Annotated in this window: 20 protein-coding genes; 14 read left to right on the top strand and 6 right to left on the bottom strand. The window is 63.6% G+C overall.

Translation table 11 applies throughout. From position 1 onward, the window contains the following. Positions 1-223 precede the first annotated feature (223 nt). Positions 224-1,633, bottom strand: coding sequence for an XRE family transcriptional regulator (locus MIC97_RS06805; protein WP_183831769.1), 1,410 nt, complete (start codon positions 1,631-1,633; stop codon positions 224-226). A gap of 189 nt (positions 1,634-1,822) precedes the next feature. Between MIC97_RS06805 and MIC97_RS06800 the strand changes: the two genes are divergently transcribed. From MIC97_RS06800 to scpA, 4 genes are read left to right on the top strand one after another with little or no spacing between them, the layout of a single operon-like run. Beyond that, positions 1,823-3,355, top strand: coding sequence for an acyl-CoA carboxylase subunit beta (locus MIC97_RS06800; protein WP_239799396.1), 1,533 nt, complete (start codon positions 1,823-1,825; stop codon positions 3,353-3,355). A gap of 19 nt (positions 3,356-3,374) precedes the next feature. Further along, a complete protein-coding gene (locus MIC97_RS06795; RefSeq protein WP_239799395.1) occupies positions 3,375-3,656 on the top strand; it encodes a hypothetical protein in 282 nt (93 codons plus the stop codon). Between the two features lie 22 nt (positions 3,657-3,678). Next, complete coding sequence (locus MIC97_RS06790) at positions 3,679-5,682, top strand: acetyl/propionyl/methylcrotonyl-CoA carboxylase subunit alpha (protein WP_239799394.1); 2,004 nt, start codon at positions 3,679-3,681, stop codon at positions 5,680-5,682. 13 nt (positions 5,683-5,695) lie between these two features. Beyond that, the gene (gene scpA / locus MIC97_RS06785) at positions 5,696-7,846 is read left to right on the top strand and encodes a methylmalonyl-CoA mutase (RefSeq protein ID WP_239799393.1); all 2,151 of its coding nucleotides are present in this window, start codon (positions 5,696-5,698) and stop codon (positions 7,844-7,846) included. A 22-nt stretch (positions 7,847-7,868) separates the two neighbouring features. Here the strand turns inward: scpA and MIC97_RS06780 are convergent, their stop codons facing one another. From MIC97_RS06780 to MIC97_RS06770, 3 genes are read right to left on the bottom strand one after another with little or no spacing between them, the layout of a single operon-like run. Then, positions 7,869-8,516 carry a CDP-alcohol phosphatidyltransferase family protein gene (locus MIC97_RS06780; protein WP_239801056.1) on the bottom strand — a complete coding sequence of 216 codons (648 nt, stop codon included), beginning with the start codon at positions 8,514-8,516 and terminating at the stop codon, positions 7,869-7,871. A 37-nt stretch (positions 8,517-8,553) separates the two neighbouring features. After that, a complete protein-coding gene (locus tag MIC97_RS06775) occupies positions 8,554-9,504 on the bottom strand; it encodes a phosphatidate cytidylyltransferase (RefSeq protein WP_239799392.1) in 951 nt (316 codons plus the stop codon). Beyond that, positions 9,501-10,160 carry a lysophospholipid acyltransferase family protein gene (locus MIC97_RS06770; RefSeq protein WP_239799391.1) on the bottom strand — a complete coding sequence of 220 codons (660 nt, stop codon included), beginning with the start codon at positions 10,158-10,160 and terminating at the stop codon, positions 9,501-9,503. Before MIC97_RS06770 ends, MIC97_RS06775 begins: the two co-directional genes overlap by 4 nt. A gap of 302 nt (positions 10,161-10,462) precedes the next feature. On the opposite strand from MIC97_RS06770, the gene MIC97_RS06765 reads away from it, so the two are divergent. The 10 genes from MIC97_RS06765 (at position 10,463) to MIC97_RS06720 (ending at position 21,742) form a co-directional block, all read left to right on the top strand. Next, complete coding sequence (locus MIC97_RS06765) at positions 10,463-11,887, top strand: SLC13 family permease (RefSeq protein WP_239799390.1); 1,425 nt, start codon at positions 10,463-10,465, stop codon at positions 11,885-11,887. Between the two features lie 27 nt (positions 11,888-11,914). Continuing rightward, positions 11,915-12,790 carry a LysR family transcriptional regulator gene (locus MIC97_RS06760; protein ID WP_239799389.1) on the top strand — a complete coding sequence of 292 codons (876 nt, stop codon included), beginning with the start codon at positions 11,915-11,917 and terminating at the stop codon, positions 12,788-12,790. 254 nt (positions 12,791-13,044) lie between these two features. Further along, a complete protein-coding gene (locus MIC97_RS06755) occupies positions 13,045-14,079 on the top strand; it encodes an amino acid ABC transporter substrate-binding protein (protein ID WP_183831761.1) in 1,035 nt (344 codons plus the stop codon). A gap of 20 nt (positions 14,080-14,099) precedes the next feature. Further along, entirely contained in the window at positions 14,100-15,290 is a 1,191-nt protein-coding gene (locus MIC97_RS06750; RefSeq protein ID WP_239799388.1) for an ABC transporter permease subunit, read from the top strand. Beyond that, positions 15,287-16,390 carry an amino acid ABC transporter permease gene (locus MIC97_RS06745; protein WP_239799387.1) on the top strand — a complete coding sequence of 368 codons (1,104 nt, stop codon included), beginning with the start codon at positions 15,287-15,289 and terminating at the stop codon, positions 16,388-16,390. Before MIC97_RS06750 ends, MIC97_RS06745 begins: the two co-directional genes overlap by 4 nt. Before the next feature lie 40 nt (positions 16,391-16,430). After that, complete coding sequence (locus tag MIC97_RS06740; protein WP_239799386.1) at positions 16,431-17,474, top strand: 2-oxoglutarate and iron-dependent oxygenase domain-containing protein; 1,044 nt, start codon at positions 16,431-16,433, stop codon at positions 17,472-17,474. A gap of 181 nt (positions 17,475-17,655) precedes the next feature. Further along, entirely contained in the window at positions 17,656-18,663 is a 1,008-nt protein-coding gene (locus MIC97_RS06735; protein WP_239799385.1) for an isopenicillin N synthase family oxygenase, read from the top strand. A gap of 240 nt (positions 18,664-18,903) precedes the next feature. After that, the gene (locus MIC97_RS06730) at positions 18,904-19,728 is read left to right on the top strand and encodes a hypothetical protein (protein ID WP_239799384.1); all 825 of its coding nucleotides are present in this window, start codon (positions 18,904-18,906) and stop codon (positions 19,726-19,728) included. Between the two features lie 11 nt (positions 19,729-19,739). Continuing rightward, entirely contained in the window at positions 19,740-21,164 is a 1,425-nt protein-coding gene (locus MIC97_RS06725) for an aspartate ammonia-lyase (protein ID WP_239799383.1), read from the top strand. Then, the gene (locus MIC97_RS06720; protein ID WP_239799382.1) at positions 21,161-21,742 is read left to right on the top strand and encodes a HutD family protein; all 582 of its coding nucleotides are present in this window, start codon (positions 21,161-21,163) and stop codon (positions 21,740-21,742) included. The genes MIC97_RS06725 and MIC97_RS06720 overlap by 4 nt, the downstream gene beginning before the upstream one ends. Positions 21,743-21,863: 121 nt before the next feature. On the opposite strand, the gene MIC97_RS06715 is transcribed toward MIC97_RS06720, so the two are convergent. Further along, complete coding sequence (locus MIC97_RS06715) at positions 21,864-23,036, bottom strand: LysR substrate-binding domain-containing protein (protein ID WP_239799381.1); 1,173 nt, start codon at positions 23,034-23,036, stop codon at positions 21,864-21,866. Positions 23,037-23,170: 134 nt separating this feature from the next. Further along, the gene (locus tag MIC97_RS06710; protein WP_239799380.1) at positions 23,171-24,115 is read right to left on the bottom strand and encodes a LysR family transcriptional regulator; all 945 of its coding nucleotides are present in this window, start codon (positions 24,113-24,115) and stop codon (positions 23,171-23,173) included. Positions 24,116-24,286: the final 171 nt, after the last annotated feature.

Below are 24,286 nucleotides of genomic sequence, written 5' to 3'. Positions count from 1 at the left end.
TGCTCGCCCCGCCCCCGCAGGATCGACTGATTCGTGGTTAATCTACCCCCAGTTGAATCTCACATCAAATGGGAATTGACAAAAAGTCGCTTCGGAGTCCTCGTTGCGACTCGCAAGGCCTTCATTTGCGGATTCATACCGTTCAGGAACGTCGGAAAATCGCTTGCCGGGGTGTCTAATGTACAGCCTGACGAGGCCGCTCAACGTTGCCTGCGGAACTTCGTCATTCCAGCCTGTAGGGCACTGGTGAGCGCAGATCGTGATCGACGTGCAGGCGCCGCTTGAAGGGCGGGCTGGCGCGCTGGTCGCAACTGGCGCGCTCGCAGATGCGGCAGGAAATGCCGATCGGATCGAAAGCAGCGCGGTTGTTCAGATCGAGGCCGTCCGCATAGACGAAGTCGCCTGCATAGGCGACTTCGCAGCCGAGTGCGATGGCGTAGCGCCTTCGCGAAGCGTTGAAGCCGCCGCCGGACTTGGCGATTTCAGTCGCCACGCACAGATAACGCACGCCGTCCGGCGTCTCGGCCAGTTGCCTGATGATGCGGCCGGGCAGCTCGAAGGACTGGTGCACGTTCCACAAGGGGCAGGCCGCGCCAAAGCGGGCGAATTGAAGCTTGGCGGCGCTGTGGCGCTTGGTGATGTTGCCGGCCCGGTCGAAGCGGGCGAAGAAGACGGGCACGCCTTTCATGCCGGGGCGTTGCAGCGTGGAAAGACGGTGTGCCACCTGTTCGAGGCTCGCGCCGAAGCGGGCGGCGAGCAGTTCCAGATCGTGACGCAGCTCGCGCGCGGCGGTGACAAAGCTTTGGTAGGGCAGGGTGACGGCCCCGGCGAAATAGTTGCGCAGCCCGATACGGCAGATTTCGACCGATTCCGGCGAACGGAATTCGGCGCGGCGCGCGATGGTGTCGATCTCCGTCTTCAGTTCCAGCGAGGCGATCTGGTAGGCCATCTGGAAATGGCGCGTCGACGCGGGCGAATAGGCGTTCAGGTAGAGAAGCCTGGAGGCGGGATCGTAGCGGCGCAGGACTTCCTCGCCTTCCGCCGCCTTGAGGATGCGCACGCCGTGGCGCATTTCCAGATGGGCGGCAAGCGCGGCCCCCGTTTCCGCTTCCGGAATGCCGATGGAGTGAGCCAGCTTCTCGCCGGCCATGTCGATCTCATGGATGTAGTTGTCCATGAAATGGAAGAAGTCGCGCACTTCCTCGTAAGGGGTGGGGTCGGCCAGTCCGCTGGTACGCGACATCTGGTCGAAACCGGCAAGCTGCTCGCTGTTGCGGCGATAGGCCTGGTGGCAGGCAACCAGCGCGTGGGCGAGGCCCGGCGCGTTCTGCACTACAAGTTTCAGTTCCTGCATGCCGGGCGAATAGTTTTCAAACAGCGGATCGGCCAGGGCTTCTGAGAGCGCGGACAGCAGGCGGTCGCTGCTGCCGGCCGAAAGCTCCGACATCTCGATCTGGAATTTCTCGGCCAGCGCCAGCAGCACCGTGGCCGAAACCGGGCGCTGGTTATTCTCGATCTGGTTCAGATAGCTGGTCGAGATGCCCAGCCGTTCGGCGAAGGCGGCTTGCGTGTGGCCGTGGGCGAGGCGGGATTCGCGTACCTTGCGGCCGATATAGAGCTTGCCTGTTGACATGTTCGCATTTTCACAATTCGCAATTTGCAAAATTCTATACTATGCAAATCCACCCGTTCCAGCATTTTCTTGGGGAGCGCCTGGCTCTATCGGAATGGAAACAAAGCCGGCTCAGCCTGCCGGCGAGGGAGAGACCATGCCGACACCGCTTTTCGTGCCTGTTCTCCGCAGCTTTGGGGAGGGCCGCTGATGCGCAACGTTCTCGAGCAACTGGAGGCGCGCCGCGCCGAAGCCCGTCTCGGCGGCGGCCAGCGGCGCATCGACGCCCAGCACGCCAAGGGCAAGCTGACGGCGCGCGAGCGCGTCGAGGTTCTGCTGGATGAGGGCTCCTTCGAGGAGTTCGACATGTATGTCACCCACCGCGCCACCGATTTCGGCATGGCGAGCCAGAAGGTGGCGGGCGACGGCGTGGTGACCGGTTGGGGAACCATCAACGGCCGGCTGGTCTATGTGTTTTCACAGGACTTCACCGTGCTCGGCGGTTCGCTGTCGGAAACCCATGCGCAGAAGATCTGCAAGATCATGGACATGGCCGTGAAGAACGGCGCGCCGGTGATCGGCCTCAACGATTCCGGCGGTGCGCGCATTCAGGAAGGCGTTGCTTCGCTCGCCGGCTATGCCGACGTGTTCAAGCGCAATGTCGACGCATCGGGCGTGGTGCCGCAGATTTCGGTGATCATGGGCCCCTGCGCGGGCGGCGCGGTCTATTCGCCGGCGATGACCGATTTCATCTTCATGGTGCGCGACTCGTCCTACATGTTCGTCACCGGGCCGGACGTGGTGAAGACAGTCACCAACGAGATCGTGACGGCCGAGGAACTGGGCGGCGCGCGAACGCACACGCAGAAATCCTCTGTCGCCGATGGCGCGTTCGAGAATGACGTCGAGGCGCTGGAGGGCGTGCGCAAGCTGTTCGACTACCTGCCGCTCAACAGCCGCGAGAAGCCGCCGGTCCGTCCCTTCCACGACGATCCGGCCCGCATCGACATGAAGCTCGACACGCTGGTGCCGGATTCGGCCAACAAGCCCTACGACATGAAGGAACTGATCGCGGCGATTGCCGACGAGGGCGACTTCTTCGAGGTTCAGGAAGCGTTCGCGAAGAACATCATCACCTGCCTGATGCGCATCGAGGGGCAGACGGTGGGTGTCGTCGCCAACCAGCCCATGGTGCTGGCCGGCTGCCTCGACATCGATTCCTCGCGCAAGGCCGCGCGCTTCGTGCGCTTCTGCGATGCCTTCAACATCCCGCTGCTGACGCTGGTGGACGTGCCCGGCTTCCTGCCCGGCACGGCGCAGGAATATGGCGGCGTCATCAAGCATGGCGCGAAGCTTCTGTTTGCCTATGCGCAGGCGACCGTACCCATGGTGACGCTGATCACCCGCAAGGCCTATGGCGGGGCCTATGACGTCATGGCCTCCAAGCATATCGGGGCCGACATCAACTATGCCTGGCCGACGGCCGAGATCGCCGTGATGGGAGCCAAGGGCGCGACCGAAATCCTCTACCGCTCGGAACTGGGCGATGCGGAGAAGATCGCCGCGCGCACGGCCGAATATGAAGAGCGTTTCGCCAATCCGTTCGTGGCTGCCGAGCGCGGCTTCGTCGATGAGGTGATCATGCCGCATTCCTCGCGCCGCCGCATCGCACGCGCCTTCGCAGCACTGCGCAACAAGCGCGTGGAAGGTCCGTGGCGCAAGCATGACACGATGCCTCTGTGAGAGCGGGGCCGGAGGAGCGATGAACAAGCCGAAGCTGACGCCGGAGGCGGCCCGCAAGGACCACTGGCAGATGCTGCGCTTCATGGCGCTGAACGCAGCGCTTGGCGCGCTGATCGGGGCGCTGACGGCCATCGCCATCATCTGGCTCGACATCGGCGGCATCGGCGCGCGCATAGACCGGGCGGCAAATCCGGTCATCCCGATATTGCTGCTGGTTGCGCCTTTCGCCTTCGTATTTGGGGGTGTGGTCACCGCTTCCGCACTTCTGACGATGCCTTACGAAAAGAAATTCAAAGACTGATTTGGGGACTGGAGACGGGCTGATGTTCAAGAAGATCCTCATTGCCAATCGCGGCGAAATCGCCTGCCGGGTCATCCGTACCGCGAAGAAGCTGGGTATCAAAACCGTCGCTGTCTATTCGGATGCCGACCGCGATGCGCTGCATGTGCGGCAGGCCGATGAGGCGGTGCATATCGGCCCCGCACCCTCGTCTCAGTCCTACATCGTCATCGACAAAATCCTCGAAGCCATCCGCAAGACAGGCGCTGATGCCGTCCACCCCGGCTATGGCTTCCTGTCGGAAAACGCGGCTTTCGCCGAGGCGCTGGAGCAGGAGGGCGTCGCCTTCATCGGCCCGCCGGTGAAAGCCATCGAGGCCATGGGCGACAAGATCACCTCCAAGAAGCTGGCGGCGGAAGCGGGCGTTTCCACCGTGCCCGGCCATATGGGGCTCATAGAGGATGCCGATGAGGCGGTGCGCATCGCCTCCCAGATCGGCTATCCGGTGATGATTAAGGCCTCCGCCGGCGGTGGCGGCAAGGGCATGCGCATCGCGTGGAACGATGCCGAGGCGCGCGAGGGCTTTCAGTCGTCGAAGAACGAGGCGAAATCCTCCTTCGGCGATGACCGCATCTTCATCGAGAAATTCGTCACCCAGCCGCGTCATATCGAGATTCAGGTGCTGGGCGACAAGCACGGCACCATTCTCTATCTGGGCGAACGCGAATGCTCGATCCAGCGCCGCAACCAGAAAGTCATCGAGGAAGCCCCGTCGCCTTTCCTCGATGAGGCGACGCGGCAAGCCATGGGCGAGCAGGCCGTGGCCCTGTCGCGCGCGGTCGGCTATTTTTCGGCCGGCACGGTCGAGTTCATCGTCGATGGCGACCGCAATTTCTACTTCCTCGAAATGAACACCCGCCTTCAGGTCGAGCATCCGGTGACGGAGCTGATCACCGGCATCGATCTGGTGGAGGAAATGATCCGGGTCGCGGCCGGCGAGAAGCTGCGCATGACGCAGGGCGATGTGAGGCTGAACGGCTGGGCCATCGAAAGCCGCCTCTATGCCGAAGACCCCTATCGCAACTTCCTGCCTTCCATCGGCCGCCTGACGCGCTATCGCCCGCCGGCGGAAGGCAGAAGCGACGATGACACCATCATCCGCAACGACACCGGCGTGTTCGAGGGCGGCGAGATTTCCATGCATTACGATCCGATGATCGCCAAGCTGTGCGCATGGGCGCCGGATCGCCTCGGCGCGATCGAGGCCATGGGCCGCGCGCTGGACGATTTCGAGGTCGAGGGCATAGGCCACAATCTGCCGTTCCTGTCGGCGGTGATGGACCAGCAGCGCTTCCGGGACGGGCGGCTGACCACCGCCTATATCGCCGAGGAATTTCCCGATGGTTTCAGCGGCGTCACGGCAGGCGAGCGTCAGGCGCGCCGGCTGGCGGCGGTCGCCACCTTCATCCATCTGCGGCTTGCGCGCCGCGCGGCGCAGGTTTCCGGCGTGCTCGCCAACCATCCGCGCAGCATCGGCGCAGACTGGGTGGCGACGGTTGCCGATCATGAATTCGCGCTTGCCGTGACTGAAGGTGCGGCCAGCGACACGATAGCCTTCGCCGATGGCGAGAGTGTCGCTGTTTCGAGTGACTGGATGCCCGGCTCTACCCATGCGGCTTTCGTGGTGGATGGCGAGGTGATGGGTGTCAAGGTCACGCTCAACGGATCATCGATGCGCCTGCGCTGGCGCGGCATCGATGCGAAAGCCTATGTGCGCAGCCCCCGCGTCGCGGAGTTGGCCCGTCTGATGCCGGTCAAGCTTCCGCCCGATACGTCGAAGATGCTTCTGTGCCCGATGCCGGGCGTGGTCACCTCCATCGCCGTTCAGGAAGGTGACGAGGTGCAGGAAGGACAGGCGCTGGCCACCGTCGAGGCGATGAAGATGGAAAACGTGCTGCGCGCCGAAAAGGCCGGCAAGGTCAGCCGCGTTGCCGTCGAGCCGGGAGCGAGCCTTGCCGTCGACGAACTGATCCTTGAATTCGAATAGGCAGGGAATTGTGATGAGCGATCCGAAACCCGACCCCAATATCGAGAAATGGCGCGCTCTGGCCGAAAAGGAGGTCAGGCGCGATCCCGACACGCTGGTGTGGAACACGCCGGAAGGCATTCCGGTCAAGCCGCTCTATACCGCTGACGATCTGGAGGGTGTCGGGCATCTCCGCAGCCTGCCGGGCCTGGCGCCCTTCGTGCGCGGTCCGCGCGCCACCATGTATGCCGGGCGTCCATGGACGATCCGCCAGTATGCGGGTTTCTCCACGGCGGAGGAATCCAACGCCTTCTACCGCAAGGCTTTGGCCGCCGGTCAGCAGGGGGTGTCGGTCGCCTTCGACCTTGCCACCCATCGCGGCTATGACAGCGACCATCCGCGTGTTGTCGGCGATGTCGGCAAGGCCGGCGTCGCCATCGATTCCGTCGAGGACATGAAGATCCTGTTCGAGGGCATTCCGCTCGACCAGATTTCCGTGTCGATGACCATGAACGGCGCGGTCATTCCCGTGCTCGCTAACTTCATCGTTGCCGGTGAAGAGCAGGGCGTGCCGCGTGAAAAACTGTCGGGCACCATCCAGAACGATATTCTCAAGGAGTTCATGGTCCGCAACACCTACATCTATCCGCCCGAGCCTTCGATGCGGATCATTGCGGACATCATCGAATATACGGCGAAGGAGATGCCGAAGTTCAACTCCATCTCCATCTCCGGCTATCACATGCAGGAAGCCGGCGCGACGCTGGTGCAGGAACTGGCCTTCACGCTGGCCGACGGGCGCGAATATGTGCGGGCGGCGCTGAAGAAGGGCCTCGATGTCGACGAGTTCGCCGGGCGGCTTTCCTTCTTTTTCGCCATCGGCATGAACTTCTTCATGGAAGCGGCCAAGCTGCGCGCCGCGCGCCTGTTATGGACGCGCATCATGGAGGAGTTCGAGCCGAAGAAGCCGTCCTCGCTGATGCTGCGCACCCATTGCCAGACATCCGGTGTGTCGCTGCAGGAGCAGGATCCGTACAACAATGTGGTGCGCACCGCCTATGAGGCGCTGGCCGCAGCCCTTGGCGGCACGCAGTCGCTGCACACCAATTCCTTCGACGAGGCGATCGCGCTTCCGACCGAATTTTCGGCGCGCATCGCCCGCAACACCCAGCTCATCCTCCAGCACGAGACCGGCGTGACGAAGGTGGTCGATCCGCTGGCCGGCTCCTACTATGTCGAGAGCCTGACCAGGGAGCTTGCCGATGCTGCCTGGAAGCTGATCGAAGAGGTCGAGGCGATGGGCGGCATGACCAAGGCGGTCAATGACGGCCTGCCGAAGCGCCTGATCGAGGAGGCGGCGACCCGCAAGCAGGCGGCCATCGACCGCGGCGACGAGGTGATCGTCGGCGTCAACAAATACCGCCTCGAAACCGAGGACGAGATCGACATTCTCGACATCGACAACAAGGCGGTGCGCGAGGCGCAGATCGCCCGCATCGAGCGCACCAGACGCCAGCGCGACCCGAAGAAGGCCGAGGCAACGCTGGACCGGCTGCGCGAGGTGGCGCGCTCGGGGCAGGGCAACATCCTCGAAGCCGCCGTCGAAGCGGCGCGCGCGCGGGCCACTCTGGGCGAGATTTCCGATGCCATGCGCGATGCCTTCGGCGATCACTCGGCCGTGCCGAAAGTGGTGAGCAAGGTCTACGGCCCCGCCTATGAGGGCGAGCCGGAATATGAGAATCTGGTCGATCGGCTGGATCAGTTCTCGAAGGCGCTGGGCGCTTCACCCCGCATCATGGTCGCCAAGCTCGGGCAGGACGGACATGATCGCGGCGCCAAGGTCATCGCCTCGGCCTTCGGCGATCTCGGTTTCGAGGTCATCGCCGGCCCGCTGTTCCAGACGCCGGAAGAGGCGGCCGATCTCGCGGTGAAGTCGAAGGTGCAGGTTGTCGGCATGTCGTCGCTGGCGGCAGGGCACAAGACGCTGGCCCCGCAACTGGTGGAGGCGCTGAAGGCGCGGGGTGCAAGCGAGGTCATCGTCGTGGTCGGGGGCGTCATCCCGCGTCAGGACTACCAGTACCTGCTCGACCATGGCGTGGCCGCCGTGTTCGGTCCCGGCACCAATGTACTGGATGCCGCGCGCGCCGTGCTCGACCTCATGGAAGGCAAGCGCCGCAACATCTGACTCGGCGGGGAGGCGGCCGGCGTCAGCTCTTTCCGGCGCGCAGGCGCTTCACCTGCCTGAAGCTGCGGCGAAGGGCGGTGAGCGCTGCGCCTGCGGCAATGATCCACAGCGCTGCCACCAGCACCTCGTTGCGGCCTTCCCACAGGAATTCAAACACCGAGAGCAGGGCCGCGCCTGTCACTACTGCCATGCGGTGCTGCTTGGCCATGGGGCCACAGAAGTCGCTGGCCACGCCATTGGCGCGGCCAAGCTCGCGCACATAGGCGGTGAGCACGGCAAAGGCTGCTGCCGCCCAGCCGAGCGCAGGCGCGCCAATGCCGTAGCCGATGCCGGCGAAGATCATGATGTCGGCGGCGCGGTCCGGGAATTCGTTCCAGAACGGCCCGTCCGCTTCGGCCTTGCCGCCTTCCACCGCGACCATGCCGTCGAACAGGTTGCACAACAGGCGCAACTGGCAAAACAGGGCGGCTGCAAGCAGCAGCACGATGCGGGCTGCGCCTTCATGCGCGCCGGAGAAGAAAAAGGCGATGCCGGCCAGCGCGGCCATGACCATGCTGGCCTGCGAGATCGCGTTGGGTGTGATCGACATGTGCACCATGCGCTTTGCCATGGTCTGGGCCCAGCGCGTGTCGCGGCTGGCCAGCGGCCTGCGGTCGCCTTTTTCCATGATCGTCAGTCCTTGCTGGTTGTGATGTTCAGCGCCGCCTTCATGACAGCGACCACCAGTAGCGCGTGAGGTGGAAGAAGACGGGCGCCGAGAAGACGACCGAATCCAGCCTGTCGATCAGCCCGCCATGCCCGGCGATCAGATGGCCCCAGTCCTTGACGCCGCGATCGCGCTTGATCGCCGACATCACCAGCCCTCCGAAGAAGCCCATCATGGCAATGACGAAGGCCATGATGCCGGCCTGCACAGGCGTGAACGGCGTGATCCACCACAGGCCCGCGCCAATCAGAGTTGCCGAGGCGACGCCGCCGACAAACCCCTCGACGGTTTTCGAAGGCGAAAGATTGGGCGCGATCTTGGTGCGGCCGAAGAGCTTGCCCCACACATATTGCAGCACGTCGCTCAATTGCACGACGATGACGAGGAAGGCGATCAACAGCACGTTGCGGCCCTCGAAGCCCGGAATGTTCAGGGTCAGCAGCGCCGGCACATGCGAGGCGCAGAACACGCAGATCATCAACGCCCATTGCAGCTCGGCGATGCGGACGAGGAAGTTGTGGGTGTCGCCACGGATCACCGCGATGATCGGCATCAAAAGGAAGGCATAGACGGGGATGAACACGCTGAAGATGCCGTATTCCTCTTTCCACAACAGGAAATACTGAAGCGGCACGACGACGAAGAAGGCCGTCGCCAGCGCCCAGTGGTCGGCGCGTCGGGTGTTGGTCAGCGTCACGAATTCGCGCAGGGCAGCGAAGGAGCAGAAGGCGAACAGCACCAGCACTCCGACGCGCCCAGCGATGAATGCGATGGCGATGAGGATCGCCATGATCCACCATGCATTGATGCGCGCGTTCAGGTTTTCGATGGTGCTGTTGGAGCCGTCCGGAGAAAGCCGCCATTGCAGGATGCGCCCGACGAGCGAGGCCAGCAGCAGCACGCCGCCGATACCGAGCAGCAGCAGAAACATGTCATGCCAGGTGGTGCTCATTGGGCATTGCCCTCCACTTTTGGGCCCTCCGCTTTGGGTGCCAGCGCAAGCAGGGCGGCCTGTGCGCGTTCGATGAAGGCCTCCTTGTCTTCGCCGGGCTGAAGGCGAAGTGGCGCGCCGAAGGTGGTGGTGCAGATCAGCGGCACGGGCACGAATTCGCCCTTGGGCATGACCCGGTTGAGATTGGCGATCCACACCGGCACGAGATCGACATCGGGGCGGGCGCTCGCCAGATGAAACAGCCCCGTTTTGAAGGGCAGCAGGGGCAGGTCCGTCTGGTTGCGGGTGCCTTCGGGAAAGAAGATCAGCGAGGCGTGTTCGTCCAGCGCTTGCGCCATCATTTCAATGGGGTCGTTGTCGCGTTCCTCGCGCACGCGCTGGATCAGCACGGCGTTGAAGACATCCTGACCGATGAAGCGCCTCAGTGGCGACTTCAGCCAGTAGTCGGCGCCGGCGACAGGGCGTACGCGCCGCCGCAGGCGCGGCGGCAGCACCGCCCATATCAGAATGAAATCGCCGTGGCTGGCGTGATTGGCGAAGTAGACCGACTGCCGGCGTGGCGGGCCGGTCTCATCCCAGATCGCCCTGACGGCCGTGATTGCCCTGGCAAACAGCAGAACAACCCCGGCAAAGAGGTCCGCCATGAATGCTTTCATTCTGTTTCCTGCTCGTCGTCCAGGGAAGCATCTGATGGCGCGGGGGCGACGCCGAAGGAGCCAAACCGGGATCAGCCTCGAATCCGGGTTCGCAACCTATTGCAGAACCCTCCGTCATGCCAAGCGCAAGGGAGGCGTCCTGCACCGGTTTTACGGCTCTTGCGGCTAATGCATCGGGCTTGCAGGCACGGCTTTGTGAAAGGCCATCGGTTTTCACGAGGGCCGGGCTCCGAAACTACGATTGGATTGCAGGATAGCGGATGCGGCACAGTCGGCCACGATCAATGCAAAGCCTGAACACAATGTCCCATACCGCCGCTGCCGAAAACCACAAGCTGAGGCTGCGCCGCGATCCGCGCTGGAAGAGCGCGATCATACTGGCGGCAAGCGTTCTTGCCGCCATCTTGACGGGCCTGCATCTGCCGCCGGAAATGGCTGTTGCGGCGGGCCTGGGCGTATTCTGCATCGGCATGTGGGCGACGGCGGCGGTGCCGGAATATCTGCCCGCGCTTGTCTTCTTCGTGGTCGCGATCATCCTGCAGGTGGCGCCGCCGCAGGTGGTGCTGGGTGCGTTCCAGTCCTCGACGCTGTGGCTTTTGTTCGGCGGCATGGTGATGGGCAGTTCCATCCGCTTCACCGGGCTCGGGCAGCGCATGGCGTCGCTGCTTGCCGGCATGCTCGGGCGCCGATACGGCAGCGTGATTGCGGGCGTCGTCGCCTTCAGCCTCGCTCTGGCGTTCTTCCTGCCATCCTCGATGGGGCGCATCGTGCTGCTGGTCCCCATCATCCTGTCGCTGGCAGACCATATGTGTTACGGCGAAGGATCGGCGGGGCGGACAGGCATGCTGATGGCGGCGGCTTTCGGAACCTGCATTCCTGCCTACGCCATCCTGCCGGCCAATACGCCCAACATGATCCTCGCCGGCACGGCGGAAAGCCTCTACGGGGTCCGCATCGGCTATTTCGACTATCTGGTGCTGCATTTCCCGGTGCTGGGTGCCGGCAAGGCGGCAGCGCTGGTCGGGCTCATCCTGTGGATGTTTCCCGATCGCGCGCCGCTGCGTACTGCCTCCGATGTCGGGGCCGCCCAGCCGCTGAGCCGGCGTGAACGGCACCTTGCCGTTCTCCTCGTCGTTTCGCTGCTCCTGTGGCTGACCGACGCCTTGCATCATGTGTCGCCGGGCTGGATCGCGCTGGCGGCAGCAATCTGGTGCCTGTGGCCCGGCAGCGGCCTGACGTCGCCCAAATGCCTCAACGAAGAGATCAATTATGCGACCCTGTTCTTCGTTGCCGGCATCATGGGGCTGGGGGCGGTCATCGCCTCCACCGGGCTTGGCGAAACCATCGTGGCGGCGCTTGGCGAACATGCCGGCTTCGCTCCGGACCAACCATTCCACAACGTTGCCGCCCTTCTGGCGATCTCGTCGCTGGTGGCTGCCGTCACCAATCTGCCGGGCGTGCCGGCGGTGCTCACGCCGGGTGCCGGGCATCTCGCGGCCGTAACCGGCCTGCCGCTCGCAATCATCCTGATGACGCAGGTGCTGGCTTTCTCCAGCGTACTGCTGCCGTATCAGGCGCCGCCGCTCGTCACCGCCACCCAGATCGCCAATCTGGCCCCGCGCGCGGTGACGCGGCTGTGTCTGGCGCTTTTCGCGGTAACGGTGCTGGTGCTGCTGCCGCTCGATCTGGCATGGTGGCATGTGCTGGAGATGTTCCGGCAGGGCTGAACAGCGGTTACGGAGACGTAGGCAGATATGGAGATCCATCAGCTGAAAACTTTCATAGCCGTGGCGCGCGAGGGCAGCATTACCCGCGCATCGGAACGGCTTTATCTGAGCCAGCCTGCCGTCAGCGCTCACATCAAGGCCATCGAGGACACGCTCGGCCTGACGCTCTTCGCCCGCACGCCGCGCGGAATGACGCTGATGCCCCATGGCGAGCGGCTGCTTGCCAGAGCGGAGCAGACCCTGCAGGCACACCGGGAACTGATCGAGGAAGCGACACGCATAAGGGGGCAGCTGAGCGGCAGGCTGCGCATAGGCGGCGGTACGAATTCGGGCACTGACGCCGTCGGGCGGTTGATGATGCGGCTATCGGAGCGGTATCCCGAAGTCGAGATGGACCTGGAGCATGGCCATTCCCTCGACGTGCTGGAAGGGATTCGAAGCGGCAGGCTGGACGCCGGGTTCTACAACGAGCCGGCAGACCCGCCTGAAGATCTGAAAACGATCCAGGTCGGCGGCTTCGCCATTTATCTGGCTGCGCCGGCGGGGCTGTTGCCGGTTTCGGATGAGCCGGACTGGCAGGCCATGGCGGAACTGCCGTGGATATACCCTACTGTCGGTGCATCCTGCTGCGGCCATGCGGCGGAAAGCCTGTTTCGCCGCTATCAGTTCCGGCCGCGCAAGACGATTGGCATCGACAGGGAAAAGGTGACGCGATCGCTGATCGCCGGAGGTGTCGGCATCGGGCTCCTGCATGCCGATACAGCCATGCAGGCGAGGCAGGACGGCGAGGTCGACGTGATCTGTCAGGTGCGTGACGAGGTCAGGGTGATGTTCGCTTTCCTGCAATCACGCGCGCAGGACCCGTTGCTGATCGCTGCGGCAAACCTTCTTGAAGCAGCATGATGGCTTGCGTCGCAGCACAAGCGCACCGCGAGCGCCCTGGTGCTGATTGTCGAAGAAGGTGATCGCCAGACGTAATCCGGCCCCTGACAAGCGCTGCCTGCCAGATGCGCATGGTGAGAAAAACACTCGCCGGATCGGCGTCTAATTAGATGCCTGTTCCTTAATCGGGCGCGCGCGCCGGCTATTCTGAGCATGTCACGGAGACGGTCTCCCGCCGCTCCGTCCACGGACCGAACCGCTCAGGAGACGACAACATGACATCCATTCTCGCTTCCGGCCTGCGCTGGACGAAGCTGGTGACGGCGACCGCGGCACTGGCCACGGCGCTGGTTTCCACTTCCGCCATCGCCGGTCCGACGCTCGACCGCATCAACCAGCGCGGGGCCATCAAGGTCGGCGTCGGCACGACGCCGGGCTTCTTCGCACCGGATTCTAACGGCCGCTGGCAGGGCTTCTTCATCGACTACGGGCGGGCGCTTTCCATCGCCGTGTTCGGCGATCCGGAAAAGGTCGAGTTCACCTCGTCCTCGCCGCAGCAGCGTCTGCCGGCACTTCAGGCCGGTGAGTTCGACATCCTGCTTTCGGGAGTCACCGTGACCATCACGCGCGCCTTCCAGCTCGGCTTCCATTTCGGCCCGACCATCTTCTATGACGGGCAGGGCTTGCTGGTGCGCAAGGATCTGGGCGTCGAAAAGGCAGCCGATCTCGATGGCGCCACCATCGGCATACAGAGCGGTACGACCGGCGAGCTGAATATAGCCGATTTCTTCCGCAAGACCGGCCATAGCTTCACCCCGGTGACCATCGAAGATACCGGCGAATTCATCGCTGCGCTCGAATCCGGCCGCGTTGACGCGATCACGCAGGACAGTTCCGACCTTGTCGGCAAGCTGACGCAGCTCAAGAAGCCGGACGACTATGTCGTTCTGCCCGAACGCCTGTCGAAGGAGCCGCTGGCCCCGGCAATCGCGGGTGGCGACGACCGCTGGCTGGAAATCGTCAACTGGACGGTCAATGCAACCATTCAGGCTGAAGAATGGGGCATCACCAGCCAGAATGTCGACGAGTTTCTCAAGAGCGAGGATCCGGCGATCCAGCGCTTCCTGGGCGTTGACAAGTCGCTGGGCGAGGCGATCGGCCTCGATCCCAAATGGGCCTACAACATCATCAAGACGGTGGGCAATTACGGCGAGATCTTCGACCGCCACCTGAAGCCGCTCGGCTGGGAGCGTGGCTATAACAGCCTGTGGACCGACGGCGGCCTGCTGTATTCGCCGCCGTTCCGCTGAGAGCGGCCGAACAGGCGCTCATGGCCACGCATTTCGACATCACACCGGGCCGTCGGCCCGGTGCTTTCAGCAGGCTGGCGGGCTGGTGGGGTCCCCGGCCTCTGGCGCAGGTCGCCGTCATCATCGCGGTCATTGCGCTGTTCTACGGGCTCGGATCGACCATCGCCGCTTCCATGGCGCGCATCGGCATCAGCCCCGGCTTCGATTTTCTGTGGCGCTCGGCCAATTTCGAGATCGGCGAGCAGGCCATTTCCTTCAAGGCCGGCGACACCTATGCGCGCGCCATGCTGGTGGGTGTTCTCAACACGCTGAAAGTGGCGCTGCTCGGCTGCGTGCTGGCCACCGTGCTCGGCGTCTTTCTCGGCGTTGCCGGTCTTTCCGGCAATCTGCTGCTTGCCGGCATCGTGCGCTGGTACATCGAGCTCGTGCGCAACACGCCGCTTCTGCTCCAGCTTTTCTTCTGGATTTCCGTCGCCAAGGCGCTGCCCGCGCCGCGACAGGCGCTGACGCTGTTCGACGCTATTTTCCTGAGCGGACGTGGCATTTACGTGCCCGGTCCCGTGGTCGAAGGCGCTTCGGTTTCGACATGGCTCGGCCTAGCCGTCGTGGTGATCGCCTTTGTGGGGTCGCTTGTTGTTTCCGCACGGCGTTCGCAATTCGGTTTGAAACGTGCGCTGCTTGTCATTCCTGGCGCATTTATCGCGGCAGCGCTCGTCTTCCGGCTCAGCGGTGCGTCCGTGCAGTTCGAGGTGCCGAGTCTGGCCGGCTTCAATATTCGCGGTGGCTGGAGCCTGTCGCCCGAATTCGCTGCATTGCTGACGGGGCTTACCGTGAAGTTCTCCGCTTCAATCGCCGAAATCGTACGGGCCGGCATCGAATCGGTGAAGCAGGGACAGTGGGAAGCCGCCCGCGCGCTTGGCCTGCATGACGGGCAGATCATGCGTCTGGTGGTGCTGCCGCAGGCGCTCCGGGTCATCACGCCGCTGACGACCTCGAACTATCTGGACCTCACCAAGGATTCCAGCCTCGCGGTCGCCATCGGCTATCCCGACCTCGTCAGCGTGGTCAACACCACCGCCAACACCACAGGCCAGGCGTTCGAGGCGCTGATCATCATGATCGCGGTCTATCTGGCGCTCAATCTCGTGCTGTCGGCGCTCATGAATATCTACAACAACCGCGTGGCACTGCGCGGGGGAGGGCCGGCATGAGCGTGATCGAGGCCGAAACGCAATTCGGTGCCGGTCCCGGAACGGTCAGGCCGCCTCTGCGCGCAAGGCTGGCGGACGGGCTGTTCGGCACAAAGCTCAATACGGCGATCACCATCGTGACCACCGCCTTTCTGGTGTGGACGGTTCCGTCCCTGCTGCGCTGGGCGCTGATCGACGCGACATGGAGCGGCACTTCGGCGGACTGTGCCGCACGCGCCGGGGCCTGCTGGGCCTTCATCGGTACCAAGCTGCGCTTTATCTTCTTCGCCTTCTACCCGCCGGACCTACACTGGCGGCCGCTGCTCGTCATTCTGCTGCTTCTGGCGCTGGTGACGGCCAGCGTGCTGCCGCGCTTCTGGAACCGGGGTCTGCTGATCGCATGGTTTGGCGCCATCGGCGGCTCGTGGCTGCTGATGAGCGGCTGGCCGGGCGGGCGAATGGTTCCGTCAAACCAGTGGGGCGGCCTGCCGGTCACGCTTCTGGTGTGGACCGTGTGTTTTGCGGCGGCGATGCCGCTCGCCGTGCTGCTGGCACTGGCGAGGCGCTCGAAGATGGGCGGCCTGCGCACGCTGGCAATCGGCTATATCGAGCTGATGCGCGGCACGCCGATGGTGGCGATCCTCTATGTCGCCATGCTGATCGTGCCGATGGCGCTGCCAGAAGGCATCACCCTCGACAAGACTTTCCGCGCCATGATCATGATCGCGCTGTTCTGGACCGCCTATCTGGCGGAAGTGGTGCGCGGCGGCTTGCAGACCATCCCGCCCGGCCAGTACGAGGCGGCCACCGCGCTCGGCCTCGGCTACTGGCGCTCGATGCAGCTCGTCATCCTGCCGCAGGCGCTTCGGGTGGTCATTCCGGGCATCGTCAACCTCGCCATCGGCTTCCTGCTCGCAACCTCGCTGCTGGCGGTGATCGGCATCTTCGATCTGCTCAACGCCGCCAAGGCATCCGCCACCGACCCGAAATGGCTGGGCTTCTACGACGAGGCCTATCTGCTGGTGGCGGCAATCTACTTCACCTTCTGCTTCATCGGGTCCCGTTACAGCCGCAGGCTGGAGCGCCGCCTTTCCGGCCGGCCGCAGCATGGCCGTGGGTGATGCGCAGCTACACCATCGAATTCATGCCAAGGAGACGAGAATGACCGTTCACACCACCATTCCAAACCTTCCGGTCGTCGACATCGGGCGCTTTCATGAGGGGCCGGAAGAGCGGGCGAAGTTCATCGACGAGCTGCGCGATATCCTGCACGACCACGGCTTCTTCTACCTCACCGGACATGGCGTCGATCCGGACCTGATTTCCGAGGTGGTCGCCACGGCCAGGAAATTCTTCGCGCTGCCGCTGGACGAGAAGCTGAAGATCGAGATGGTGAAGTCGCCGCATTTCCGCGGCTACAACCGCGCCGGCAGCGAGCATACGCGCGGCGAGAAGGACTGGCGCGAGCAGCTCGACATCAACACCGAGGGCGAGGCGGTGGCCAATGTGCCCGGGGACCAGCCCTGGCTGCATCTGCGCGGCCCCAACCAGTGGCCGGATCAGGCGCTGCCCGAGCTGAAGCCGCTTCTGCTCGCCTATCAGGCCGAGGTCACGCGCATCGGCATAGACGTCCTCAAGGCCATCGCGGTGACGCTCGGCCAGCCAGAGGACGTGTTCGCGCCGATCTACGAGCCGTCGCCGTCGCAGCTTCTGAAAATCATCCGCTATCCCGGTCGGGATGCGGCCGAGAGCGATCAGGGCGTCGGCGCGCACAAGGACGGCGGCTTCGTCACCGTTCTGCTGCAGGATACGGTTCCGGGCCTGCGGGTGCGCACCGAGGAAGGCGAGTGGATCGAGGCGCCGCCGGTGCCGGGCACCTTCGTGATCAATACGGGCGAATTGCTGGAGCTGGCGACCAACGGCTTCGTGCGCGCCGACGTTCATGACGTGGTGGTGCCGCCGGCCGGCGTCGAACGCTTCTCGGTCGCCTTCTTCCTCGGCGCGCGCTACGACGCCACCATTCCCGTCATTGATCTTCCCGAAGAACTGCAACGCAAGGAGCGCGGCATCAGCGTCGATCCGCTGAACCCGATCTTCCGCGAGGTTGGCATCAACCACCTGAAAAGCCGCCTGCGCTCGCATCCGGATGTGGCTGAGGCGCATCATGCGCCGCTGGTGGAAAAGCTGTTCGGCAAGGCAGGCTGATCGGCACGGCAAGAAAACGGCTTCCACGACAGGGGCTGCGATTAGCAGCTCTTGTCATTGGAGGAGACGATAGGGGGATGGCTGTTCTTTTCCCGGTTCCGGCCGTCCCCGATGATACCAAAATCCGGGGCTCGCGGCGCGACGCCTGTTTCATCGACACCATTGCGGAAGGAGGCATAAATTGGCCCGTCTTTTCCCCATCCTCGATCTTTCCCTCTTCGAATCCGGTCCGGCGGACCGCGCGGCCTTCCTGAGGGACCTGCGCTATGCTGCCCGCGATGTAGGCTTCTTCTATCTCGATGGTCACAACATAACGCTGGATGAAATCGATCGGCTGTTCGAGCTGTCGCGGCGTTTTTTCGATCTGCCGGAACAGGACAAGCTCGGTATCGAGATGGTGAATTCGTCACAGTTTCGCGGCTATACGCGCGTTGCCGGCGAGCGCACCCGCGGGCAGGCCGACTGGCGCGAACAGCTGGATTTCGGCATCGAACGCGAGCCGGTGAAGCAGAATGGCGGCCAGCCGGCCTGGACGCGGCTGCACGGGCCGAACCAGTGGCCGCAGGCGCTGCCCGAACTGCGGCCGGCCATTCTCGAATGGCAGTCGAAGGTGGCCGAGGTGGCGATCCGCCTGCTCAAGGCCTTTGCCGTTTCGCTGGAACAGCCGCAAGACGTTTTCGAGCCGATCTATGGCGAGGGTGCCAACCACCGCATGAAGATCGTGCGCTATCCGGGGCGCGAGCAGACCGGGGACGATCAGGGCGTGGGCGCGCACAAGGATGGTGGCTTCCTCACGCTGCTGCTGCAGGACAATGTCGGAGGGCTGCAGGTCGAGTATGACGGCAAATGGGTCGAGGTCGAGCCCGTTCCGGGAACGCTGGTGGTCAATATAGGCGAGCTTCTGGAACTGGCCTCCAACGGCTATCTGCGCGCGACGCTGCACCGCGTGGTGACGCCGCCGCGCGGCGCGGAGCGCTATTCGGTGCCGTTCTTCTTCGGGGCCCGGCTCGACGCCACCATTCCCCTTCTCGACCTTCCCGAGGATCTCGCCGCCGAGGCGAAGGGGCCTGCCAGCGACCCGGACAATCCCCTGTTTCGGGATGTCGGCGTGAATGTGCTGAAAAGCCGGCTGCGCTCACACCCCGATGTCGCTGCGCGGCATTATCCGGACCTTCTGAAAGCATCCTGAACCACAACGGAAACCACCCCCTTTTCGCACTGGTCATCGGGTGCGGTGTACGTTGAGCCTCCGATGCCCGGCCGGGCCGTTTCAACCTGCGCTGCGACCGGCCCGGAAATGATGGATCATGTTCCGGAATTCTGCCCGGAAATGCCTCGGAATTTCCGATCCATTGCCCCCAAACATACGATTTTTTCTCTTCCGTTGGCGGCCCTAATCTGAAGCAGTCCAGTTACAGGCTGCTGCCCGATGATGTCGCCGGTTGTTTCCACCTTCGCCTCGCGCAAAGCGGGTGCTCTGCCCGAGATCGTCACGGAAAGCCTCGCCGGCGATCATCCGCTTCGGGGGGCCGTTCTCATTCTCGGCAATTTCGATGGCCTGCATGTGGGACATCAGCAGCTCGTTCACATGGCGCACGGCATCGCCGAAAAATATCCGGTTTCGGTCATGTCCTGCGAACCTCATCCGCGCAGCTTCTTTGAGACGCAGGATGAGCCCTTCCGGCTGGCGACACCGTCCGCCAAGCGATTGCTGATGGCGCCATATGGGGTGGATTTCATCTACTCACCCCGCTTCAACCGGTCGTTCGCCGGCATGTCGCCTGGCGAATTCGTGGATGATATTCTCGTGGAGGCTCTTGGCGTGCGGCACGTGATTGCCGGTCCCGATTTCCGGTTCGGCAACAAGCGATCCGGGGACATGCGCATGCTGTCGGAGTTGGGCGCGTTGCGCGGCTTCGGTGTCAGCATCGCGCCGGAGGTCGCACATGCCGGCATTCGGGTCTCTTCCACCCTCATTCGCACTGCGATCCGTTCAGGCGACCTGCGGGGCGCCGCGCGGTTTCTGGGAGGGGGATGGCTGGTCGAAACGAGGCGTCGCGGCGACGGCAGCCTTGAGCTGCATCCCGATCTTTGCAGACCCAGAGCCGGGCGATATGTGGGATTTCCGGAGAGGACCGGGTACCAGCCGGACAGGATTCGCATTGACATAACGCCGGAGGGCGGCTTCATCCCCCTCAGCCCATACCCTCTCCAAAGTGCGCCCGAGATGTGGCGTCTTGAAACACAGGACTGACCAGCCCCGCCATGACAATGCATTCCAGTGCCGAATTGCGGACCGAGAGAGACATGCTCGGCGCCCGCACCCTTCCTGCCGAGTCGCTGTTTGGAATTCATACGCAACGTGCGGTCGAGAATTTCCCGATATCGGGCATCTGCGTCGGTGATTTTCCGGATCTGGTGCGCGCTCTTGCCATGGTGAAGCTCGCTGCTGCGCGGGCCAATCATGATCTCGGCGTTCTGGAAACGGCCAAACTCGATGCGATTGAAGCTGCCTGTCGGCTGCTGATCGGCGGGCAGCATCACGACGCATTCGTCGTAGACATGATCCAGGGTGGGGCGGGAACGTCCACCAACATGAATGCCAATGAGGTGATTGCCAATCTGGGGCTGGACAGGCTGGGTCGCGCCCGTGGCGACTACGCTGCCCTGCATCCGAACGATCATGTGAACAGGTCGCAGTCCACCAATGACGTCTACCCGACAGCGCTGCGCCTTGCCCTTATACTGGCCGCCAATCCGCTGAAGAGCGAGCTTGACCGCCTCATTTCGGCATTGCGTGACAGGGCAACTGCGTTTTCCACCGTGCTCAAGCTTGGCCGCACGCAGCTTCAGGATGCGGTGCCGATGTCGCTGGGTGCGGAATTTTCCGCCTTTGCGACCGGCCTTGAGCAGGAAGCGCGGCAGGTGTCGGCAGCGCTTGAAGAGCTGCATGTCGTCAATCTGGGTGGCACGGCGATCGGTACCGGCATCAACACGCCGGCAGGGTATTCTCCGGCGGCAATCAGCCATCTTGCAGCGATTTCCGGATTGCCGGTCACGGCTGCGGCGGATTTCATCGATGCATCGTCCGACATGGGGGCGCTCGTTTCCCTTTCGGGCGCGCTGCGCCGTCTGGCGGTCAGGCTGTCGAAGATGTGCAACGATCTGCGCCTGCTGTCGAGCGGCCCGCGTGCGGGCATTGGCGAGATCGAGCTGCCGGCGGTGCAGGCGGGTTCCTCGATCATGCCGGGCAAGGTCAATCCGGTGATCCCGGAGGTGGTGAGCCAGATCGCCTACAGGGTCATCGGCCATGACGTCACGGTCAGCTTCGCGGCAGAGGCCGGTCAGTTGCAGCTCAACGCAATGGAACCGGTGATCGGCCACAGCCTGCTGGACGCGCTGAAGCTGCTCGCCGCCGGGATGCGTACACTGACCGATCAGTGCGTGAGCGGGATTAAGGCGCGGCCCGAGCGATGCCGCGCGCTGCTCGACGCCAGCACGGCGATGTGCACGCCCATGGTTCCGGTCATCGGTTATGAACGGGCGGCGGAGCTGGCCGGGGCGACGCTGGCGCAGGGACGTGCGCTGGCGGATCTGGCGGTAGAGGCCGGCTATCTGTCGGTGGAGGAATTCAGCGCGCTCGAAAAGGCAGCCTGTGCCTTGCCGGATGCGGGAAAGGCAAGTCTGTGAGCATCCGCCACCTGCCCGCCAGCGATTACGTGACGCTGCCCTGGAAGAACGGAACCGGATCGACGGATGAAGTGTGCCTGCTTCCCGAAGAGGCGACACGCGATGCGTTCGAGGTGAGGGTCAGCCGGGCGACCATTGCCGAACCCGGACTGTTTTCTGCGTTCGCGGGCGTGGAGCGCACGATCACTCTAATCGAAGGGACTGCGCTGTCGCTCGATTTCGGCACGCACAGGGCGGAGCTGGCGCCCCTGCAGCCCTACACTTTCGATTCCGGCCTCACGCCGCACGGGAATCCGACATCCGGCCCGGTGCGGGTTCTCAACGTCATGGCTGCGCGGAATGCGTGGAATCTGGGGCCGGCGCGCATCCTGACGCGAGGCGAGCATATTGAGACCGCGCAGGAAGAGGTTACCGTTCTGTTCGCGGTCAGGGGTGGATGCGAGATCGAAGGGGCGTCGCAAACAGTCTCTCTGCAAGAAGGCGACAGCGCGCTTCTCGACGAACCTGCTTTCGTCGGTCTTTTACCGGACGCAGCCGTTCTGGCCGTTGCCCTGAAACGCGGACAGTTTCGCGGCTAAGGCCAGAGCATCGGGCCGAAAAGTGGACTCCGGTTTTCGGTTGCTCTCTCACCGATTTGGGTTGCTAATCCAAGGGCCCGGCCGGAAGCGGGACGTCAGGCTCTATTCGGCCCCGGCGCCATCAGGCGACCGGGGCTTTTTTCATGAAAACCTCGCGGCAGCATTCGATGAAGCGCCGGGCAGGTGCCGACAGCGTTTCCTGCCTGCGATGGGCGATGACGATGGAACTCGGCGCATTCTGGCCCACCAGCGGCCTGACCACCAGTTTCAGCCCGTCATAGGTCATGTCGGAGGCGGGTTTGGTCACCAGCAGCGCGTAGCCGAGCCCATGCCCGACCATGCCCCGCACCATTTCAAACGAGGCAGAGCGATGGGCGATCAGCGGATTGACGCCGGCCGCGCGCATAATCCCGGCGAAGTAGTCGGCGCTCGGTGGCGCGTCGAGCAGCACCATCGGCTCCTCGGCCAGTTCCGTGGGCTCGATTTCCGATTGCGCCGCCAGACGGTGTCCGTCGGGAAGAAGTACGTAGGGATGCAGCTCGTCCACCGGGATCTTCACGAGATCGTCGTCCAGATCCATGTCGTAGAGCAGGGCGATCTCGCTCTCGCCGGCCCGCAGGCTTTCGCTGAGGCGGCGCTGGTCGCCCTCGATCAGGCGGATGCCGATTCCCTCCATCTTCTCGATCAGCCGCGGCATTATGAAGGGACCGAATGTGTGAAAGCATCCGACGGAGAGCTTTGCCCCGGCGTTCATGCGGGCGGCCGCAAGGGATCTCGCGCCGTCGATGCGCGTGGAGGCGCCATAGGCGCGGTTGGCGTAGATCAGCGGCGAACCCGAGCGGGCAATATGCAGATCACGCACCTCGCACAGGAAAATGTAGTGGGTTCCGACTTTTTCCGAAGAGATCAGCCGGCAGTCGAAGGCAACGAGAGGATCGGCAATGCGCGGAGCACCGGAGGGCATGTTCACCCACTCGGTGCACTCGAACTTGTCGCTGACTTCGTCCCGGAAACGGCCGGCGAAAGTATCCGAGATATAGGACTGGTCGTCCCTGAGGACGTTGACGCACAGCACGCCGTTCTCGACGATCTTCGCCGCTGCGGGGCTCAGGTGGTGCACGCATACGAGCAAGGTCGGCCAGTCGCTGTCGGCGGATACCGAGGCCATGGCCGAGACGGTAACGCCCGCGCGCCCGACCTCCCCGTCGGTGGTGACGATGTTCACCGTGCAGGCGGCATGGCTCATGCCCTCAAGGAACTTGTTGCGGATGGCCTGTTCAATCTTCGCGTCCAACCCGGCACTCCGTATTTCCAACTGGTTGAATATCCGCCCGGCGGCGGTACTGCTCCAGTATTGTTCCAGTGCGGGGCCAAACACGAAAGAAGGCTTTTCTGGTGTTCTGCCTTTGAAAAAGCGAGGAAGCTCGTTCAGGTGGCAGATTGTGGTGCCGGAATGGGCACCATGCCGGGCAGGGTGCCGCCGTGAATGAGTTCGCGGCAAAACTCCTCGAAGGCTTCCGCAACCCGCGATCTCCTCAGTTCCTTCAGGCTGGCAAGGCCGAGCTTCATCGGCGGGCAGTCATCATCGAGCTCGACATAGGCCAGCGGGCAGCCGTTCTCCGCGCTCATGTTGCGGGGGCGCACCGTCATCATCGAGAAGCCTATTCCCGCCCCGACATAGGAACGCAGGGCAGCCGGCAGGCTGGTTTCGGTGACGATCCTGGGCGCGACGCCGGCGCGTTCGAACAGGGACAGGAAATATTGCCGCGTGAGGGGAAGATCGAGCAGGATGAAAGGCTCGTCCGCCAGTTCCGTCAGCCGCAATCTGGGGCGCGTGGCAAAAGGATGATCCGCCGCCAGCAGCACATAGGTCGGCAGCTCGGCCAATGGCACGAAATCCATGTCGGCGGTCACGCTGAATTCGTAGGTCATTGCCACGTCGATCCGCGCGGTTCTGAGGCCGTCGAGCAACTCGGCCTCGCTGCCTTCGGTGACGTGCATGCGCACGTCCGGATATCTGGCGATGAAGCTCTGCCAGAGTTCCGGCACGATCAGTGGCGTGAAGGTTCGGAAGGAGCCGACATTGATCGGGCCCGTGACCGCGCTCATCGTGGCGTTGACGACTTCGTAGAGCCCGTTTGTCGTGCGCAATGCGTTCTTGGCGGCGACAAGCAGCCTTTGTCCGGCAGGCGTCAGCGAAAGGCCCTGTGCATGATGGCGCACGAAGAGCTGCACGCCGAACTCGACTTCCAGATGCGAGATCGCCGCCGAAATCGACGGCTGGGAGATGTTGACCTGTTCGGCTGCGCGCGTGACGCTGCCGGTTTCCCCGGCGGCGACGAAATAGCTCAACTGACGAAGCGTGAAGCGCATGCTTTTCCCATATGGAGCCGCCGCCCTGGCCAGCACGATTCCGGCGTCAGGTGGAGAGTTGATGATCCAATATTTTGGCTGGCCTCCGATAATCCCCTGCATCCATGCAAAAGTCCACCTCCGCGGAGGTGGCCATCATGTTCCAGTCGTGAACCAGCGTATTTTCTGGCG

Source organism: Aquamicrobium sp. NLF2-7 (assembly GCF_022359935.1).
Taxonomy (GTDB): Bacteria; Pseudomonadota; Alphaproteobacteria; order Rhizobiales; family Rhizobiaceae; genus Mesorhizobium; species Mesorhizobium lusatiense.
The sequence above is the reverse complement of the archived record's forward strand: the minus strand, read 5'-3'. Positions and strand labels throughout refer to the sequence as shown.